Annotated in this window: 15 protein-coding genes, 1 tRNA gene and 1 pseudogene; 7 read left to right on the forward strand and 10 right to left on the reverse strand. The window is 41.8% G+C overall.

Features of this window, described 5'->3' with window-relative positions:
* Nucleotides 1–87: 87 nt before the first annotated feature.
* From IJS99_05330 to IJS99_05370, 9 genes and pseudogenes are all read right to left on the reverse strand, one after another.
* Entirely contained in the window at nt 88–1770 is a 1683-nt protein-coding gene (locus IJS99_05330) for a carbon starvation protein A (GenBank protein ID MBQ7561236.1), read from the reverse strand.
* 88 nt (nt 1771–1858) lie between these two features.
* On the reverse strand, nt 1859–2794 hold the full coding sequence (locus IJS99_05335; GenBank protein ID MBQ7561237.1) for a DUF2232 domain-containing protein: 936 nt from the start codon (nt 2792–2794) through the stop codon (nt 1859–1861).
* Between the two features lie 16 nt (nt 2795–2810).
* A pseudogene (locus tag IJS99_05340) lies at nt 2811–3020 on the reverse strand (30S ribosomal protein S18).
* Between the two features lie 156 nt (nt 3021–3176).
* The gene (locus IJS99_05345; GenBank protein ID MBQ7561238.1) at nt 3177–3674 is read right to left on the reverse strand and encodes a single-stranded DNA-binding protein; all 498 of its coding nucleotides are present in this window, start codon (nt 3672–3674) and stop codon (nt 3177–3179) included.
* Nucleotides 3675–3696: 22 nt separating this feature from the next.
* Nucleotides 3697–3966: a 30S ribosomal protein S6 gene (gene rpsF / locus IJS99_05350; GenBank protein ID MBQ7561239.1), complete on the reverse strand. Its 270-nt coding sequence runs from the start codon at nt 3964–3966 to the stop codon at nt 3697–3699.
* A 203-nt stretch (nt 3967–4169) separates the two neighbouring features.
* A tRNA-Pro gene (locus IJS99_05355) sits at nt 4170–4248 on the reverse strand.
* 48 nt (nt 4249–4296) lie between these two features.
* A complete protein-coding gene (locus IJS99_05360; protein MBQ7561240.1) occupies nt 4297–4560 on the reverse strand; it encodes a DUF4177 domain-containing protein in 264 nt (87 codons plus the stop codon).
* A 14-nt stretch (nt 4561–4574) separates the two neighbouring features.
* Entirely contained in the window at nt 4575–6917 is a 2343-nt protein-coding gene (locus IJS99_05365; GenBank protein ID MBQ7561241.1) for an SLBB domain-containing protein, read from the reverse strand.
* A 24-nt stretch (nt 6918–6941) separates the two neighbouring features.
* Nucleotides 6942–9104 (reverse strand): YjbH domain-containing protein, encoded by a 2163-nt coding sequence (locus IJS99_05370; GenBank protein ID MBQ7561242.1) that lies wholly within the window; start codon nt 9102–9104, stop codon nt 6942–6944.
* A gap of 261 nt (nt 9105–9365) precedes the next feature.
* Here IJS99_05370 and miaA point away from each other — a divergent pair, with 261 nt between their 5' ends.
* The 7 genes from miaA (at nt 9366) to IJS99_05405 (ending at nt 15034) form a co-directional block, all read left to right on the forward strand.
* The gene (miaA, locus tag IJS99_05375) at nt 9366–10322 is read left to right on the forward strand and encodes a tRNA (adenosine(37)-N6)-dimethylallyltransferase MiaA (GenBank protein MBQ7561243.1); all 957 of its coding nucleotides are present in this window, start codon (nt 9366–9368) and stop codon (nt 10320–10322) included.
* Nucleotides 10319–11188, forward strand: a complete 870-nt coding sequence (gene ispH / locus IJS99_05380) for a 4-hydroxy-3-methylbut-2-enyl diphosphate reductase (protein ID MBQ7561244.1) — start codon at nt 10319–10321, stop codon at nt 11186–11188. The genes miaA and ispH overlap by 4 nt, the downstream gene beginning before the upstream one ends.
* An 84-nt stretch (nt 11189–11272) precedes the next feature.
* A complete protein-coding gene (locus IJS99_05385) occupies nt 11273–12856 on the forward strand; it encodes a S1 RNA-binding domain-containing protein (protein MBQ7561245.1) in 1584 nt (527 codons plus the stop codon).
* Nucleotides 12857–12942: 86 nt separating this feature from the next.
* Nucleotides 12943–13452 carry a nitroreductase family protein gene (locus IJS99_05390; protein ID MBQ7561246.1) on the forward strand — a complete coding sequence of 170 codons (510 nt, stop codon included), beginning with the start codon at nt 12943–12945 and terminating at the stop codon, nt 13450–13452.
* Nucleotides 13452–13994: an RNA 2',3'-cyclic phosphodiesterase gene (gene thpR / locus IJS99_05395; protein MBQ7561247.1), complete on the forward strand. Its 543-nt coding sequence runs from the start codon at nt 13452–13454 to the stop codon at nt 13992–13994. The genes IJS99_05390 and thpR overlap by 1 nt, the downstream gene beginning before the upstream one ends.
* Nucleotides 13995–14059: 65 nt before the next feature.
* The gene (locus IJS99_05400) at nt 14060–14383 is read left to right on the forward strand and encodes a hypothetical protein (protein ID MBQ7561248.1); all 324 of its coding nucleotides are present in this window, start codon (nt 14060–14062) and stop codon (nt 14381–14383) included.
* Nucleotides 14384–14425: 42 nt separating this feature from the next.
* Entirely contained in the window at nt 14426–15034 is a 609-nt protein-coding gene (locus IJS99_05405; GenBank protein MBQ7561249.1) for a 4Fe-4S binding protein, read from the forward strand.
* A 67-nt stretch (nt 15035–15101) separates the two neighbouring features.
* On the opposite strand, the gene IJS99_05410 is transcribed toward IJS99_05405, so the two are convergent.
* Complete coding sequence (locus IJS99_05410) at nt 15102–20474, reverse strand: hypothetical protein (protein MBQ7561250.1); 5373 nt, start codon at nt 20472–20474, stop codon at nt 15102–15104.
* Between the last annotated feature and the right edge of the window lie 227 nt (nt 20475–20701).

Here is a 20701-nt window from a genome sequence, read left to right on the forward strand (position 1 = left end):
CCGCCCCCCAAAATTTCTCGCTCGTTCGTAAAAAATAAGCTCCCTCGTCTGAATATCTCGACAAGAGAGCCGAATATTTATAATTATTTATTTGCTCAATGCCGCGTTATGTGCAGCCTTATCCGAGAAAAGTTCTTTGCAGCAATTCGACACGACTAAGACAGCAAGAATCATTAAAGCAAGTGCGATTATTAACTGCAAACCGTCTACCATAAAGACAAAACCGCCCTGAGATAATTTCATGACAATTTTATATACACTGATTGCAAGTGCGCTCATAGTAACGACAAACATAAATGTCATAGGCACATAGAGCATCCATCCGCGCCGGCCTGTAACTCTCAAGAATACAGCTAGGGCAGTCAACACTAAAGCCGATAATAATTGATTAGCTGACCCGAATAAAGGCCAAATGCTCGAATAACCGGCCAAACATAAAGCATAAGCAAGCACAAGAGTTATAATCGTAGCTACATAATTATTCGTAATTAATTTAACGAGCGCGCTGTTTTCTTCACCTTCTGAAGGCGCAAAGAATTCCTGCCATGACATTCGGCCGATTCTCGTAACTGCGTCTATAGTTGTCATTGCCAAAGCTGAAACGCACATTGTTATAACGCACTCGGCAACGTGAGCAGGGAGCCCGAACATAGTAAAGAATCCCCCGATTGCACGGCTGAAAATTTGGAACGGTGTACCAGTGGGAAGGCCGCCGCCCTGTGAAGCTGAACATGCAATAACTAGCGCGACAACTCCGAGTAAAGTCTCAACTAACATAGCACCATAACCGACCGGCAAAATATCACGCTCATTTGAAATCGATTTAGACGACGTGCCGGAAGATACTAGACTGTGAAAGCCTGATACAGCACCGCATGCAATCGTAATAAATAATATCGGGAATAAAGATTGATTCTTGACTTCCCAGCCGACAAATGCGGGCATCTCTAAAACTGGATTCGCTACAATAATTCCTACTGCGCCGCCGAGAATCATTCCCAGTAAAAGAAAGACGCTCAAATAATCACGAGGCTGCTTTAACAGCCACATGGGCAGTACTGACGCGATAAAGCAATATGCGAATACTACATAACGCCAAGCAGCTGAGTCAAAATATAAAGGATTCACGATTCCAGCCCATAAAATTAACGCAACGAGCATTACTCCGATTACAAATTTTACGAGTTCACCGGCCTTGTTATGACGCATAAAGAAGCCGAATCCCATAGCAACGAAAATATAAATCATTGAGATCGAGGCAGCAGCAGCCCCCGCAACATTTTGTCCGCCGTCCTTAGTGAATCCGTTAAACGTCCCTGCTAAAATATCAGCAAACGCAGCAATTACTAAAAGCGTGAACAGCCAGCAAAAAAGCAAGAATAATTTACGCCCTGCCTTGCCTATATAACGCTCAATAATTAAACCCATTGATTTGCCTTCATTCTTGACTGAAGCATATAGAGACGTGAAATCCTGAACAGCTCCGAAAAATACGCCGCCGACTAACAGCCATAAGAAAGCAGGAAGCCAGCCGAACATTGCAGCAATAATCGGTCCTGTAACTGGTCCGGCTCCGGTTATAGAATTAAATTGATGGGAGAATACAGTAAAACGCGATGCAGGCACATAATCTTGACCGTCTTCAAAACGATATGCGGGAGTCTTTGCGTCCGGGTCTATTCCCCATGTCTTAACGAGCCAGCGCCCATAAAATAAATACGCAAGCACAAGCACTACTATAGCAATGCCCACGAGTGTTAATCCGTTCATGTAAAAAATATCCTTCTTTCAGAATTAAAATTTTGCGAAAATTGCGTGAAATATAACACTCAGAAAATTTTATGTCAAATTATATTATTTATTCTCTTGTCTTGATTCTTTCACGGAGATTTAGGGCCATGTCGCACATTCCCGCAATTATAAGCCACGGCCAGAAAAATGGAATTGTTAATACTAAGCAGATTAAAATTTTTGTAACTCGTCTTAATTTAAAGCCTGACATAAGCCAGAATATTAACGCCAAGCCCTGAATGAACATGAATATATTAAGAATAATTTGCAGATTTATAGCAAAAGTTGACGCTATGAAATATTTATCAGGATCAATAAAATATCCCATTATGAGCGAAAATACAAGCGCGGGCATTAATGAAACGGGGAATCTCCATAATTTGAAATCGGGGAGAACGGGCGGGAAGTTCTTGCATGACTTGAAATATTTTCGCATTATTGATGAAGTCATTGAGTAATTCAAATATGACTCGATTGCGATATAAATAACTAACATTGCTGGCAGCATATACGGGAATATAAATAAAATTTGCCTGACTGCTTGCTGTAATGCAGGCTGCTCTGCATATAACTGTGATAATACAGCGTCCATCTGTGAAATATCAGGAAATAAAATATTTCTCCCGGCAAATAGCCAGAAGACTACAAGCAATATAACTTTCATCAAGAGCGAACTTCCTGCGCAAAATAATAGACTTTCAGGAGCTGTGAATTTCTTGACTTGTTTAATATCGCTGCGAGAAATCATAAATATTACTGCCGCAAGTGGAGCGCACCCAAGCAAATAATATAAAGCCATTGAAGGAGACAGCACAAAAAATAACGTCGCTTCTATTAAGAGTTCTGCAATTCCTGAAGATCTATAACCTTCAAGACAGCCGAGAACAGCAAGAGGCAGCGGACAAATCATTAACCCGATAAAGCCCAGTACAGGCAAAAATGTCCCCGCTAAAATAAGTGCCAGTGTAATTACTACACAAATAATTATATTCTTCCCCTTCATGGCCTAAAAAATTTAATTAGTCAAGTGAATAGGGCAATAACGCCATGTATCTAGCGCGTTTGATAGCTTCAGTTAATAGACGCTGATGTTTTGCGCAATTACCAGTAACTCGGCGGGGGATAATTTTTCCTCTTTCGCTGATATATTTCTTTAACTTGTCAACGTCCTTATAATCGACTGTTTCTTGTTTCTCGACACAGTAATAGCAAAATTTCGGCCTGCGTCTTGAATTTCCTCGTCCGCTACGTAAAGTTCCCGCGCCTGTTCCGTTGCGTGCAGGTGCTGCATTTCTCGGCTCGCGTGATGTATTATTTTCGCGTTCGTTCATAATTAACGTAAATATCTCCTTTCATGATAATAAAATTTTTATAAATCTTAAATCTTAAAATGGTATGTCGCTTTCATTAACCGGCTCGGCGTTCTCTGCTTTACTTGCTAAACTGTCGCCAAAGCCGCTATCACTTATGCTGCTGCCAAAATTCGGGTCATTTTCTTCCGGCCAAGGCTGTGAAGAGAAATCATTATTTGAGCTTCCCTGCTGGCCTTGTCCCTGACCGAGAAAAATTATATTGCTGGCGTTAATTTCGGTATTGTATCTTTTGCCTGAACCGTCTTTAGCATCGTAACTAGTTGTTTGTATACGTCCTTCAACTAAAACCGGCCTGCCCTTCTTTAAATACTTTCCGCAATTTTCAGCCATTGCACCCCAGACTACAACATTTATATATTCTGTGCTTTCTTTTATTTCTCCGTTGTTGTCCTTATAATTATTATTCACAGCAACACCAAATCTTGCAATTGAGTGCTTATTAACAGTCTGTCTGAGTTCAGGATCTCGAGTCAAATTTCCTGCAATAATAGCACGGTTAAAACCTCTCATCGCAAAGTCCCTCCCACTTTAATTAATCGTCAAGTACTAATACTAACTGGCGATAAACATTCTGACGCAGGCCAAGCACACGTCTAAGCTCAAAAGTTTGCGCGGGTTCAAGCTCGAAATTAAATAATACATAATATCCTTCTGTTTTCTTACGGATGGGATAAGCAAGGGTCTTTTTACCCCAGTCATCAATTTTTGAAACAGTGCCGCCGAGATTCTTTAATAACTCGTCGATTTTAGCGATTTCTCCCGCCTGATCTGACTCTGAAGCAGCGTCGAGAATTACAAGCATTTCGTATTTACGCACTCTTCTACACCTCCTCCCTATGGTCTTCGGCCTCCTGTTAGTGCGAATAATCACAAGAGGCAGGGCAAAATGAATTATAGCATAATATAAGCAAAAAAATTTTTTTGTGAGTGAAATATTTATTATACATGAAAAGAGGCTCTCACTGTTTGAATGAGTGAAAGCCCCCGGTTATATTCTTGATTTTATGGTCGGGATGAGAGGATTCGAACCTCCGACCCCCTGCACCCCATGCAGATGCGCTAAGCCAGACTGCGCTACATCCCGAAAACGCTCAATATTTTACATGATTTCTTGAAAATTTCAAGCTCATTATTAAATCTCGCGCTTCAAAATCACGAAAAATACATTCGGATCAAAAGTAGTTCTCACTGCAAAAATTTCGGAAATTTCCCAGCCCTCTGCACCGTATTTATTTAATATCTGCTCAACCTCTGCAGTTTTCGATGCCGCGTGCCTGCTTTTCTGCAATGAAGTTAGAGACCCGAGCGGAACTACTTTATATTCATATTTTACAGCCGATAAAGCCGGACAAGTCAAGCATAATATCATTAAGAGTGATAATAAAAATTTTCGCATGATTAAGCCCTCGTTTAGTTCTTTCTTGTCGCATTAATTATTACGCCTGTAGAAGTTCCTACTTTATAGATCATATCTATAGTATCCTTCAGCATCTCCATTGAAGTCCTGTCTACATATTTCAGCGGCACAACTATAGTATCTCCGGGCTCAACTATTGCCGAGAAACCTTGCGGGGGTGTCCATTGTTTAGACGATAATAGAGACGTATTGCGGGTAAGTTTGATTGTAGATCCGTCGCTCTTGAGTAAATACAACATGCGTTTATGCGCGTTCTTTACTGGACCTCCTGCGGCGTTGACATAAGCATTTATGCTCGTATTTGGTCTATAAGTCTGCGATGATGACGAGTAAACAGCTCCCATTACATTTACAGTAATAGGCACTGTAGGAACATTTAAAGCGTCCCCGTTCTGTAATTCATAGTCCCATGCTGTATTTCTTATATTTGCAGGCGTATCAATTTTTGTAATGACTCGTCCCATTATGTCCATTTCCCGCAAACTGTTAATTAATTCGCGCCTCCGTCTGAATTCTGCGTCCATTGCTGTAGCGTTTGCAGAGCTTGCACTGCTTCTCCCGCTGACTGTGTTCTGAACACTCTGCAATAAATCGCGCTCCATTTGGTCGGCCATTCTGTTAATTGCTTTTCTTTGCTCTTCTGCTACACTCCTACGAGTAAATATTGAGCCACGTAAAAACGCCTTTGAAGTGAACCCGCCCGCACGTTCGATTAAATCCGAAATTTTTTCGCCCGTGAACATCGCATAAGTCCCCGGCCTGCTTACTTCGCCGTTAATAGTAACGTAAATTTGCTGTTTCCAGTCAGGAATCATTAAAATTGTTATATGGTCATTATTCTGGAGAGTCATATTATTTTCAGGATCTCCGAGTAAAGCCTGCTGAATGTTGATTGTAAAACGCTGATTGACCGGTCCGCTAAGTGAAGGCATAACGCGTGTAACTTCGGCAAATTCTGAAGCAGTAGGTCCGAGTCCTCCCGCACGTTCTACAATTTCTGAAATTTTTGTACGTCCGGGAATGATTACATATTGGCCGGGTCGCATTAATGGGCCTGTTATTGTTGCGCTTGCTGTGAAATTATAGACTGGATAAAGCCTGATAATATCGCCGTCCTGCAATTCTGTATTCTCTAGTTCGTCAATAGTGCCTTCAAGTGCGCTCGCATAAGCATGTTCAAATATTCTGTAATACTGGACTCGGCCTTTGAAAGTCTGAGCGTTGAGTCCTCCTGCTATGAATAATAAATCTTTAAGCCTCGTAGCTCCGTTAAGCTCATAAACGCCGGGAGTCTGGATTTCTCCAGCGAGTCCGACTAATGGCCCGACCGGTGGAATATAAATAACGTCCCCTGCCTGCAATCTTGCGTCTTGAGTCTGGTCGCCCTGTAATAACATTGCGTACATATCTAATATTGCTATAGTTTGGCCGTTGCGTTTGAGTTCAATTTTTCGCAGTGATCCGGTCGGTGATGGCCCCCCTGAAGCAAGCAAGGCATTTATCAGAGTCGAGAATGATGACACAGTATAAGCTCCGGGTCTGCGTGCATTTCCTGTAACATAAATCATGATTGAACTTAATTGTCCCATTGATAAATTCATTTGATAGCCGGTGTAATATTGATTTAGGCGGGACTGCAAAACTCTCTCGGCTTCTGTCAAAGTATATCCTGCCAAACGAACGACTCCGATATGCGGAATTGTCGCCATTCCATCGCGGTTAATTTGAACTTTGTAGATACCCTCTTCAGGAATCCCCCATAAAGTTAATGTTATCTCGTCGCCTACGTTGATTCTATAGCCTTGAGTAACGGGTAAGGAATTTTGCGGGGCATATGTTGACGGCGGATTTCTGAAAAATGACATGCCATAACGCGGCAATCTTTGCATTAATTGATACATGGGACTGCCGAATGTTCGAGAAGATAAAATCTGATTAAAATAGTCGTCAATTTCCTGCGCACTTAATGGAGCATCAACATCATTTAATAAATTTTGCTGCGTTAAATTTTGATTGGGCTGATTCGTATCTTGCTGAAATAAATTATTTTGTCCGCGCGTTAAGTCAACATTTTCGATGTTATTACCCGGTCTAGTTGAGTCAAGTCCTGATAAATCAATACCGCTCCTGCCTGTAGTAGGGACCCTAGGTGTAACAGGCACTGAAGGAGCATTAGGAATCGAAGGAATATCAACAGCTCCGGGAGTCTGTGCAGAGCCTCCAACAGGACTGCCGCCCCCGATAAAGCCGCTTCCAAACTCGGCAGCAAACGAACTCGTACACAACGCAAATATTAGTGTAATCCAGCAAAATTTTTTAAGCATAAAACTTTTCAACTTATAATCACTCCAAATTTTTTATTATTTATGTATTACGTAATCGAGAATGCTTCTTATTTCTTGAGTATCCCCGCTATTATCTCCGTCATCATATGAACAATATTCTTGTAATAAATTCTGTACGTTCAATTTTAGCGCAACCGGCCTTAATTGATCCATGAATCTTTCAGGAGTCCTGATTTTTCCGCCCTCACGCCCTGATTGAATATCCCACGCAGAAATTAATAAAGTATCTTGCTCCCAAACATGCGCGCTAGAATTCCCGAACCATGTCCCGAACCATTTATCAGCAGGTATCTCTAAATGTACGCCCGCTTTTGTGTAACTTTTTCCGGGTGCGTGAACGTCCGTATCCATGTACCAGAATCCTATAGCAGTATCATCCCAGTGTCGAGTAGCTGAAATTTTCCAGCCCTTATCGCCGTCCGCAAATTTGCCCCAGTCTGCCTGAATATCAAGATCCAACGGGCTTATATGTATACCAGCCTGAGCCCAGTAAAGCCCGCGCCATGATTTGTCAATGTCAACATCGTAAGTACTGCCGCGATAATAAACATATACGCCGTCAGTGAGTCCCCCGAATGAGTACGGATCTCTATCGTGAATAGCCGCAAATCTCGCACCGAGCCACCAAGATCCGTTTTTAGCGTAGACTCGCCCCCAGAAATTAGCCCCGAACCATTCTTCATCGAGATAACCGGCCTCCCCGAATATCCATGTGCGATTATTAAATATATTACGCGCATATGTAAAGCCCGCTTGCTGGATTCTGATTTTGTCGTTCAAATCCTTCTCCCACCAGAGTCCGGGCCAGTCGCTTGTATCTATGTTATTTGCGAACGGGAATTTTACGTCTATTACTGACTGCCAGCCATTTGAATATCTCCCCTTGTAAATTAAATCTATGTTCCAACGATCCATGTAAGTCCTTGCTATAGTCTGATCTATTCTAGGATCATATGTAATCATTGCTTTGATTTCGTGCTTGGCCTTAGATTTCAAAATATTTGCGTCGTGATTCGGGTTTCCTTCTGCCCAGTTAAATAATGCTGCTTTTAATGATTCATCACTGCGTATTGATCTCGCTCTAATGTCAAATAAAATAGTTCCGGGGAATTCAGCCTGCACAATGGGAACTCCGGCATTTTTCGCGATTAATAATAACTCTTCAGTCTCCGGCATAACAGCAGCTAAGACAACTAAGACTCTTGTCATTGCCTCAGCGTGTGAAGCATAACCGTAATTTTCATAAGCGAGTATTAATTTATGGCCGTGATCTAATTCTAATAAAGTAATATCTACATCTCGGACTCGTGTAAATTTTTCAAGACCTGATTTTATCCGCGAAATTAATTCTTGTGAGTCTATATCTTCCCAGTTAGCAGGGCGGGGATCTCCGGGAGTCTCGTAATTTGTTTTGCGTCTGCCTCCGATATATGGGCCTCTGAGATTAATTTTTTGTGAAATAGTAAACGCGAATTCGTCACCCCTTTGCCAGCTTACAGAACCTTCAAGACCGAACGGAGTTTTTAATACAAGACCGACATTATATTTTTTCTTGGGAGACTCGTTTAATATATTGAACCCGTTTGCTGCATCTCTTGTGTAATCTAATTTTCCGTATTCGGCTTTAATAGTCAGCCAGTTCGTTACGTCGTATTCAATGCCTCCGAAAAAGCCGTTTAACCTGTCTGAGCCATAACCGAGAGTCAAAGCGACTTTATCCCACCGCCATGTAGCAACACCGTAATGAGCTTTCATTATTTCAGTGCCTGTAACGTCATAAATTCCGAATGCAATAGAAGGCAAATACCATAATTTTTTATTAGATGCCCTGTTGTGCCATAAGACAGCCTTTAAATCTATAGCCTTGTCCATGTATTTACGTCCTAGAACTTCTCCGCTCGGCCCGCTGCTGTAGGGATTTATCGTAATTGTGTCGAAAGTAGTTAAGCGCGAATTTATTTCAAGCCACGGAAGCCACGACATATCAAGAAAGTAATAATTATATGGTGAATTCTTTGTGTAGCCGAATCTTCCGCTGCCATCATCAGGAATTTCTGCCGTCGGATATTCCCAGAGTCCCGTCATTCCCGTATTGCCCGCTGTTGAAGCATAAATATTACTTGTAAATATCAACGTCAACAGGATTGCTGACAGGAATAAACGTAAAGCCCTCTGCAAAATCAATCTCTCCTCTTTTGTGTAATTTCTCTAACCTGAAATTAAGCATATTTTACACTATAAACGCGCAAAAAATTAATAAATACAAAAAATTTTCTCGTGCATAAATAAAATTTATATTAAAATCTCATAAAATCAGCCGACAATTTATAAATTTCGCGAAAAAATACACTTGCAAATTTTAAAGATATGTTATAATCAGGGGCATTAAATAAAAATTTAATCATGTTGCTTTAACAAGGGGTATAGAGAGCTTTAATAATGAATCGCCATTCAGTGGTTGCTTTAATAGGTTCTACAGCCGTAGGAAAGACGGCATTGAGTTTATCTATCGCAGAAAAATTGAACGCGGAAATTATTTCAGTAGACTCGCGTCAAGTCTATAGATACATGGATATAGGCACTGATAAAATTTCGCACTCATTCAGGCATGAGATCCCGCACCATATGATAGACATAGTTGACCCTGACGAAAAATTTACGGTTTCAGATTTTGCAGAATTAGCAGCTCAAGCCGTAAAAAGAATCTCAACACGAGGTAAAGTGCCTTTATTCGTCGGAGGGACTCCGTTTTATTATAATGCGTTGTTTCATGCAAGTTTGAATCAAGATTTGCCATCGGATGATAATATTCGCGAAAAATACGAAGCTCTAGCAAATTCACAAGGTGCCGAGTTATTGCACATGAGACTTTCAGAAGTTGACCCAGTTACAGCCGGCAAATTACACAAGAATGATATTCAACGAGTAACGCGCGCGCTTGAAATATGGGACTTGACCGGCAAAGCTCCTTCACAGATTTATAACGAGGGAATTAAACGCGATTACGGTTTTGACGTGCTTTATATCGGGCTGTCTCGTTCACGCGAAGAATTATTTTCACGAATTGCAATAAGGCTCGAACAGGAATTTAATTCGGGCTTCCCTGAAGAAGTCGAGTGGCTCATTAATAACGGCTTTGATGAGAGATTCACACCGTTAAAAGGTTTGGGCTACAGTGAATTAATCAGCTATTATCGCGGCAAAATAAGTCTTGACTCAGCACTTGAGAATTCAATAGCTCGGACTAAGGCATTTTGCAGACGGCAGCAAACTTGGTTTAAAAAATTTGAGCCGGCCATATGGTTCAATATGTCAGAGTCTAATCATGAAGACGAAATTATTAATCTCGCTATGAATCATATTTATAGTAATAAGGAAGGAGACTCGCCCGAATGAAAATAATAATGGCTGAACATGCCGGATTTTGTTTCGGAGTAAAGCGGGCAGTTGACGCTATAGAAAGCTCGTTACTGACAAATAAAGAAGTCTGGACTATAGGGCTTCCCATTCATAACCCGCAGGAAGTAGCGAGGCTTGAGTCTCTGGGATTAAGAGTCGCAAAAGATTCCGGTGAAATTCCTTCAGGCTCTAAAGTATTAATCAGGGCGCACGGTGAATCTCTTGATGTAATAAAAAATTTGCAGGCTCGAAATATTGAAGTAATTGATATGACATGCCCATTTGTTAAGAAAGCTCAAGACTTGGCCGGGCAGTTATCACGAGAAAATTATTTTATTGTCTTACTAGGCGATAAGAATCACCCTGAAATCATAGGCATTCTAGGACATATTGAACCGGGACAAGATTCTCAAGTTATAGCAAATGAAGACGAGGCCGCAAAAATTACAAGACATTCAAAAATTGCGCTTATCTCACAAACTACTCAACGTGAAGAAAGACTCGCTAAAGTCGCAGGAATCTTAACGGGTAAAACTCAATATTTACTAGTATGTAATACAATTTGCAAGGCAACTTCAGAAAGACAGGAGTCGGCGCGTTCACTCGTGAGAAATAATCACGTTGACGGTGTTATTTTGATCGGGGGCAAATCCAGCGCGAACACTGGGAAGTTACGCGACATTATAGAGTCAGAAGGCGTGAGTGTCTTATGGCTCGAAGATAACTGCGAACTTGATAATAATAAAAACTGGCTCGCAGATAAAAACGTGATTGGTATAGCCGCAGGAGCAAGTACTCCGGCATGGCTTATCGATAAAATAAAATTTAGTATTGCGGAAACAAAGGCAGTCAAGGGGGATTGATTCATTATGGATCAGCAAGAAAATTTTGAGCGTCAAGAAGAATTAACACAAGACGCAGCGCAGACACAGGAAAATCCCAGCACAATGGGACAAGGTAATCAGGCTCCAGAAACAGAATCAGAATCAGTGAAAGAGCCTGAGACGATGCAGGAGCTTTTAGATCAATACGGAAGCACTGTACGTTTACGTAAGGGAGAAATTCTCACAGGAACAGTCGTAAGTAAGACAGATGCGGGCTGGCTCGTAAATGTCGGCTTTAAGTGTGAAGGTTTATTACCCGAAAAAGAGTACACTAATCACTCACTCATTGAGAGCGGAGAAGAACCTAAACCGGGCGATCAAATCGAGGTCGAAGTTACTAACGTGCGCGACGGTGAAGAAGCACAATTAACTCTAAGCCGTTGGAGACATGAATTTGAGAAACGCTGGCAGGCACTTGAGGCAAAAATCGCAGAGAGTCCTTCAATGCAAGTTAAGGGAATCAGCAGAGTCAAAGGCGGTCTTATGGTAGATTGCTGCGGACTCGAAGGCTTTATACCGATTTCGCATTTAACTATCACAGGGAAGGGCGTTAATCCTCAAAATTTCGTCGGGCATAATTTAACCGTCAAAGTGTTAGATCATGACAGACGCAAGCATAGACTCGTATTCTCAAGGCGCGAATTACTTGAGCAGGCAGAAAACGAGCGCAAAGCAAAATTTTATGAGAGAGTCCACGAGGGCGATATTCTTGAGGGTGAAGTCAGCAGCTTAACTGATTTCGGCGTGTTCGTGAATCTCGGCGAAATGGACGGACTTGTTCATGTTACTGAATTGACTTGGAAGCGAAATATCAAGATTCGCGAAATGTTCAAGAAGGGCGATAAAGTTACTGTTAAAGTAATCGGAATCGACAAAGAGAATGACAGAATCTCCCTGAGTATTAAGCAGGTTTCCGGAGATCCTTGGGACACTGTGAGCGAGAGAATTCACACGGGCGATGTCATGAAAGGTGTAGTAACTAATTTGACGGAGTTCGGGGCATTCGTTGAGCTTGAACCGGGCATCGAGGGACTTGTACATGTCGGCGATATCAGCTGGACCAGAATCAAGAGACCTCGCGACGTATTAAAGCGCGGCCAAGAAGTAGAAGTGTTAGTGCTTGAAGTCGACACCGAGAAAAAGCGTATCAGTCTCGGCTGCAAACAGCTTAATGACCCGTGGAGCAATATTACTGAACGTTATCAGCCCGGACAAGATATTAAGGTCAAAGTTGTGAGACTGGCAGATTTCGGCGCATTCGTTGAAGTTGAAGAGGGAGTCGAGGCTTTAATTCATATTTCACAGATCAGCCGCAGCAGAGTCGAGAAACCCGGCGATGTCTTAAGCGAAGGTCAGGAAGTAGAGACAAGAATCCTCGAAGTTAACCCGGAACAGCGCAGAATGAGACTCTCAATGAGAGAACTTGAGCCGGAACCCGAACCGGTACCAGTTCAGGAAGAACAGGAAGTAATTAAGCCTGAACGCTCAGAACGTCCCGATCAGCCAAAACGTGAGAAACGCGAAAAACGCGGCAAATCACGAGCAAGAGCACTTAAAGAGTCAGCAGGTTATGAAGACGACGAAGAAGGAGTCATTTATAATCCATTTGCTGAGGCTTTCAAAGATACTAACTGGACGAACGAATAATAAAATTTTTTCCTGCCGCCGTCTCCCACCCACCCACCCCGACGGCGGCTGTGATTCACTCATGCTAAAAGGGGGATTTATTCAAAATGGAATTCTTTGATTTAATTAAAGCGCGCTATTCATGCAGGAAATTTGCAAATAAGCCCGTAGAAGATGATAAACTCACAAAAATTTTAGAGGCCGCAAATCTCGCTCCTACTGCTAAGAACGTTCAGCCAGTTAAAATCTGGGTATTCAAGAGTAATGACTCAATCGGAAAAGTTAAAACTGTTACTCCGTGCCACTTTAATGCGCCTGTAATTCTCGCAGTGGGAGGCACTAAAGACGGGGCATTTGTCAGATCTGACGGCAGAAATTATGAAGATGTTGACGCTTGTATTGTAGCGACTCATTTAATGCTGGCTGTTCATGATTTAGGGCTAGGATCTACGTGGGTAGGATTCTTTGACGCTGAAAAGTTAAAAGAGTTATTCCCGGAAATGAAAGATTTTGATCTTGTCGCGTTATTCCCGATCGGTTATCCTGCTGAAGATGCACAGCCTGCAGAGAGACATTTTATCAGGAAAAATTTAGACGAACTCGTTAAATATTTATAATGCTTGAATTAATACGTGCATTTATAGCGGTCAAAGTTCCCGGTCAAGTCGCCGACTCACTTGAAAATTTCTTGTCGGAATTAAGGCCGCTTTCTCGCATAAAATGGGTCAGGAGAAATCAATTTCACATAACATTAAAATTTCTCGGTGAACTTGAGCCAAGTATTATAAGACTCGTGCAGGATCTATTATTGCCCATGAAAAAATTTAAGCCCTTCACTATAGAATTAAATCACATCGGGGCATTTCCTAATTTGAACGCTCCCAGAGTCTTATGGCTCGGCGGAGATAAAGGCTCTCAGGAACTCGCAAAACTTTCACGCAAAATTAATGATATTTTATACAGTGAAGCAGATTTGCCGATTGATGACAAAAAATTTCGAGCGCATTTGACTCTTGCAAGATTGAAGGATTCATTTTTGCCGGAAGAACTTGTAAGAAAACTCGGAACTGTACAAAATTTTTCGTGGCTCTGTGATGAGTTATTCTTAATGCGCAGTGAATTGACACCGGGCGGGCCTATTTACTCGCAGTTATTATAATGTCAGCAAAAAATTAACTCGGCAAATGAAATAAAATTTTTAGAAATATTCAGGTGTTATATAAAATGGAATTCTGCAAACTTGAAATATTTATACCGGAGTCTCACTTGGAAATTTTACAGCAAGTTTTGAGAGATTCGGACGCGGGACATATCGGAAATTATGACTCTTGCTTGTCGTATAGTCATGTTATAAGCACGTGGAGGCCTTTAGAGAACACGAGTCCATATATAGGCGAGGCAAATATTTTAAGCACAGAGAGTGAAATCAAAGTAGAAGTAACTTGCAAGATTAAAGATTTAGACTCAATTATTCAAGCTGTCAAAAAAATTCATCCCTATGAAGAGCCGGTTATTAACGTAATCCCGTTATTGAGAATCTCACTGTAAACGCTATAATCATGTAAATTATATTTATTGAGGGGGATTTATATGATTCGCAAAATTATTAATATTGACGAGTCAAAATGCAACGGCTGCGGCTTGTGTGCCCGGGCTTGTCATGAGGGAGCTATTGAAATTATTGACGGGAAGGCGAAATTAACGCGCGAGAATTTTTGCGACGGATTCGGGGATTGTCTGCCTGAATGTCCGACGGGAGCTATTAGCTTTATAGAACGTGAGGCTCCGGAATATGACAAAATCGCAGTCGAACGCGCAAAAGTTTCACGTCAAATGCTTTCACTGGGAATTCAATGGCCCATACAAATTAAGCTCGTGCCGGTAAATGCGGAATTTTTCGGGAATTCAAATTTATTAATTGCTGCTGATTGCACGGGATTTATTTATGCGAACATTCACGGGGAATTTATCAAGAATCACGTTACATTAATTGCTTGTCCGAAATTAGACGGCGTTAATTATGCTGAAAAACTTTCACAAATTTTTGCGTTAAATAGTATTAATAGCATAACACTTTTAAGAATGGAAGTTCCATGCTGCGGAGGTCTTGAAAGAATGATTAACGAGGCTTTGAAAATTTCAGGCAAAAATATAGCTTTCACCGTAAAAACTGTAACAAGGGCCGGCAAAATTATTTAATTCCCGCAAAAAAAAAATTCCCCTCCAGCAAATTAATTACTAGAGGGGACGGAAAATTTTAATTCAACTATTTAATTACTATATCGGGCTGTGCTGACCCTGTGAATCTCACTGAAGAGTCATACATTCCGAACGCGCTTATTTGAGGAACTTTGAACGTTCCGCGAGTAACTGCCCTCATCTTGAAGCCGTATGATCTTTCACCCTTGACTCTGTTAAAGAATAATACAAGCCTGTCATCGCGAATATCACTCACAACTCCGTAGCCTGAATTAGTCTCGCCGTCGTCAAGTCTAGGATTCTCAAGCTCAAAACCGGCCGGCAATAAATAACTTAACGCGAGATTATTTACTGTCATTGACGGCCTGATAGTCAATACTGCCTGCACTATAGTCCCGTGATTAATGGGCTGTGAAGGATTTAATATATTCCCCTTCTCGTCAAAGTAAACGCACTCGATATTAATATTTTTGCGTTCAGGTTTAGGCTGACTCTTTGTGTATCCTGTCGCGCTCCATGAGTAACAGCCCTGCCCCGTTCCTTTGCCCTCGATTAAGATAGCCGAGTCTTTAGGAAGTTCGCTAATTTTTATAGACGCTGCCTTGTGATTCGCAAATTCTAAAATCGCCGAGTCGTTCGTCTCTGTGTTCACATGAGCAGTAATATCACTCTTTGCGCTGACTGCCTCGACATTATAGCGAGCTAGGGCAATTAATGACGCTGAATTATCCTGTGTGCTGTACCAGCCGCCGTTACTGCCGAGATTTAATAAACGTGAAGCAAGTTCTGTTACTTCAGGTGCCCGCGGTTCAACGTCAAGCCACATAGATAATAATAATGCTGTGTTTCTTGCGTCTGACTCAAGAGTCCCGCCTGATGATTTCACGCTGCCGAGCTGCAAATTCTTTAACGAGTCTGAATTCCCGTCAATAAGTGCCTGAGCTCCTGCCAAATAAACATGTCCGGACGGTCTTAATCTCCTGTGATTCTCGCGTAAATATTCAATCCATCCGAGCGGCTTTTCTCCGTTGAGAGTCAAGACATATACAGCATAGGCCTTAGTTGTTAAATCGTCGCGTTCGTCATCGTTTGAATCATATGCCGGCATTGACGGTAAATACTGCCTCATCCAGTTAATAACGCCCGTGAACATCTCTTCAGGGAAGTTGATTCCTTTTTTCTTGGCCTCAAGTAAGAAGTGAGCTGCGTAGACGCTCCCCCAGTTGAACGGCGTAGAACTTCCCGGCCACATCGCAAATGAGCCGTCATATAGCTGCATTGATTGAATTCTTATAATTGCGTTGTCTACTCGTGATTTAATAGCCTCGTCATTAATCGTGTCGGGGTCAATCTCTGCTAAAGCGTCAGGAAGTATCAAGAACGGCCAAGCTCCTGAAATAGTCTGCTCAAGACAGCCATATGGATAATTGCGCAGGAAATTCACGGCCTGATTGAGACTCACCGCCGGAGTATCTGCAAGAGTAAGAGATCCCGTTATTTTTCCGGCAAAATCATTTAATGGCAGCTCCAATCTTGTACGGCCCTCTTCAAATATTCCCGAGCCTCCCATTGTTACAACCGGCCAAGCGGATCTAATCGGCATTTCGATTTCTTGTGTGAATTCGCGCTGCTTCCCGTTCTCGTTCCATGAAGTAATAATCTTGAGTGCTGCTCTGTCTGAACCTCCGAGTGCCTTTGCTGTAGTGTTAAATGACGCGTTCCCGCCTGCTGAAATATTCAAATCCGCAAATGTTTCTTTGAGCGATAATCCTTCAGGTACAAGAGTAATTTTTACGCTGCGATTCTGTCCTGACGTGTTAAATACTACAGTGGGAATTGTGAAAGAGTCATCAGGTGCGGCAAATCTCGGTAATCCCGTCTCTGTTACTATTTCGCGGGCAATCTGAATATTTTTCTCCGCATTCCCGAAATTCTTACCCGATGCAGCAACAACACAAAGCCGGCCCCGTCCGCTGAATTCCGGTATATCAAGCTCAGTAGTAATTACTCCGTTTTTGTCGGGCGTTAGTGTGCCTTCAAAGAGTGAAAGAATCTTGAATCTCTGAACGTTTGAGTCCCCTGCGAGTGCTGCGAGTCCTTCATCTCCGGCGGGGTGTAACTGCTCAGTTGCCTGATCTTCAACCGGAATAATTTGATCGTAAATGTCGAATCCCTGAGAATTTAATTTCTTGAGCCCCCAGAAATAATTAAGCAAATCCGGTGTCTTGTAACGAGTGAGGCCTAATACTCCATCATCAACAAGCGCAATAGATACATCAGCATTATTTGTGATTGATTGTGAATTAGACTTGAGAGTCAATTTTACCGGCAATTTTGAAGCTGGCTCAATTTTATCGGGAGCGTCAATATTTACTGCGATATTATAATCAGAAATATCAACTTTAACACGCGCGAGTCCTATTGCCCTATGAGTCGCCCAGCCTTTGGAGTCCTCCTGTTTAACAGGTCTTACAAGCCACGCAGTAACCCAGACATTCGGCCTCATATTCTGCTCGATTTTAAAGTCAAATTTTACTTCTGATTCGTCAACGCGCTGAATTTTACGTGTGATTAAATTCGAGTTCTCAAGAGTAAGCATTAACAGGCCTTCAAATGGGACTTTGACATTAACTACTGCATTTTCACCGAGTTTGTAAGAGTCCTTCTCCGGTTTGATTTCGATTCTGTCAATTAATTGCGAACCTCCGCCCGCTGATTGTGAACTTGACGCGTAAAATCTATATACAGCCCTTGCAATGTCATCGCCGTCTGAAATTTTTACCATGTATGAGCCGTAACTTTCAGGCTTGAATGCGAATTCTGCGACTCCATTTTTCAGAGTTATATTTTTCTCCGCGACCTGATTAATTTCTTCTGTGCTCTGCCAGCGTTTACGGCCGTCAATCTCTACAATGTTGTAATCCCACGTGATTTTATAGAGTTCTGCTTTGAGTTCGCCGGGGTCTGCAGGTTCTTCTTCGGGGTTGATTGCTGCGACTCTAAATTTTGCGTCTTCACGTGCTGTAAAACTTTCTTTAACGGGTGCAATTCCTAACAGCCACGGAGCAGGATAATACGGCCTAGTTATTGTGCTAGATACCCAGCGGCCGCCGTCTTCCATTATTTCAGCTTTCATAGTTACGTTTATTAAAGTCGGTGCTTCCCAGTCTGCATCAAGAGTCAAGCTCGCTTCTAATTTGCCGAAATTATCAAGCTGTCCTTCTCCGATTGTGTCTTCTTCAGGTGCGAATCTTCTCGACGGATCCCCGAAATTATAAGCCTTCCACCTGTCTTGAGTCGGAGTAAATTTGCCTTCACGTGCTGTCCATGAAACTTTATAATTCAGTCCTGCACCGTCAACCCCGAAAAGCCAGCGCGCATAAACATCAGCCGTGAATTTGTCATTATGCAATAAATATTTCTTGTAAGTATTCATCTTGACTTCAAGACGAGGCGGGGCAAAATCTTCAACGTGGAAATTATACGCAGCAAGGGGCTTACTTTCTTGGCCGGGGATTGTTATAGACGCTGTCCAGAGTCCTGTTAGTGCATTAGAAGGTAACTGCAAATTTGTTACTGCGCTGCCCTTGTCTGAAAGAGTTAGAGTCTCCTGCTTGACTTTACGCCCTAAAGTATCACGCACTATAAACAACACAGGGAATGACTCCGGAGTTGAAATATCAGCGTTCCTGACAATGGACTTGAAATTAACGAGTTCGCCCGTCCTGTAAATGTCTCTAGGTGAGAAAATAACAGCGTCATAACCCTTTCTAAGCCAATCACGCCCGGAAGTGTCAAAAATTTCTCTGTCTAATAAATTTCTAGTTAATTGCACATATGTTAAATCAGTCTGTCCGTTTTGAGTCTTAGAAACTATAGCGAGTGAGGGCTGATTATCCGAGTCCCATGTAGCTTTATTCGGGAGTTCATAGAAAAATACTCCGCCGTTATTTGTTTTCCCTTGTGCTAAAAGCTGTTTTTTGTCGGAGAAAATTTTTACTTCAGCGTCCTGAATCCCCCTCGCAGTTGTAAGAGTATTCACCCAGATTAATATGCTGTCTTCCCAGAGTCTGGCAGTGGCTGCCATGTCGCTTAAATTTATTACTTGAGTCTCTTCATCCCACCAGCCTTTGCTTGAGTCCCTTGCTGTGAGCATAAATAAACCTCTTTCGCCGTTTACCATTTCTTGAACAGGTATAGATCGCCTTACTTGTTCATTTAATGGGAGGTCTAACGGAATTTCTTTTGTGAAGACTCTGCGTGCAATATCGCGCTCAAAATTGTCGTACTCTTTGCCGACAACATAGGGAATATTATTCTCATACATGCGCCATAAATCGAGCTGTAATTTTTTGACGTTGCGCAATTCTATGGGAATCAAGCTGTTTTCTAGGGCCGTCAAATAAGTTCCTGAAGCAGGAAGACTTATACGCGACTCTAAGTCAGGCATTATAATTGCTTGTCTGAAATCTTCTTTCAAAACAAGTCCGCCCTTAGATGGGAATCCTTTTTTGAAGGTAATAACAAATCTGCTTCTCGGCTTGAATTCTTTAGAGTTAATTATGAAATACTCATCGCTCCAGCCTGATTCAAAATCTAAATCACTGACAGGGGGATCAATTTTTATATAATTTTTCGCGGTCTTGACATCGACTCCGAAATTAAATGATGCCCTGATTGAGTTCTCATTGTCGGGACGTAAATTTTGCACTGTTAAAACGGGATCAAGTATCACAACTTCTGAAATATCGCGGTCGATTCCCATATCACCTTCACCGGATTTGAGTCCTGCTGCGATTGTAACAGTAAATTTTTGTCTCGACGAAGTTTTTTCTACAGGAACGGCGACTCTGATAGTTCGTGAAGGTAAAGCACCGTTAATATTATATGCAAGTTCCCGGCCTGCTGAATTCTTAATCCGCATAAAGCCCTTGAGTCTTGCCGGGTCAATCCGCATATTGAAATTTAACGTAAAATAAGCGTTGCCGTCTTTACCCATTGAGGCTTGAATATCAGTAGGCGAGAGTCCTTCAGTTTGGAATCTGAACGAACCGGGACCGATATTATTTCCGCGTCTGTCTCGTAAGTTATCGCGTAAAGTTGCCGTGTAAGTCGTAGCACCCTTTAACGGAGCAAGCAGTCTCGCCGTAAAAGTCCGTTCATTCTGCCAGCGTCCTTCAAGCTGTAAAGGGGGATTCACTTCAAACGGGAATAAATTATTTTCGGGAGTTATTAATTTTCCTGCTTGATTGCGATTGACTACGGGATTTCTGAAGACGATTCTAAATGAAACATTTTCAGGAACTGTACCAGTAGGCGCGAAACTTTGAACTCCTGCGGGCAATCCCGAACGTGCCGGAGCTGAATATGCTAAATTTACGCTCATCAGGAGAATCAAAAGTGTCAGAAAAATTCTGTGAGGCTTAAACAATTTATACATTCCTTTCTTGTTGAAATTATATAAAATTATAGCGCGTATTTTATGGGATAAACTACAAACTTTTACAGGTTTTTATCGAGAGAGTCATAATTTGCAGCAAAAAATTTTTTATTTATTACACAGCGCATAATAAACTATTAATCTTTGCTATAATCTATCTGACTAACTTAATAACTAGAGAAATTATTTCACAAGTTTATAATAAATATAATATAAAATTGGGAGGC

The sequence above is a fragment of the Synergistaceae bacterium genome (genome assembly GCA_017444345.1).
Classification (GTDB): Bacteria; Synergistota; Synergistia; order Synergistales; family Aminobacteriaceae; genus JAFUXM01.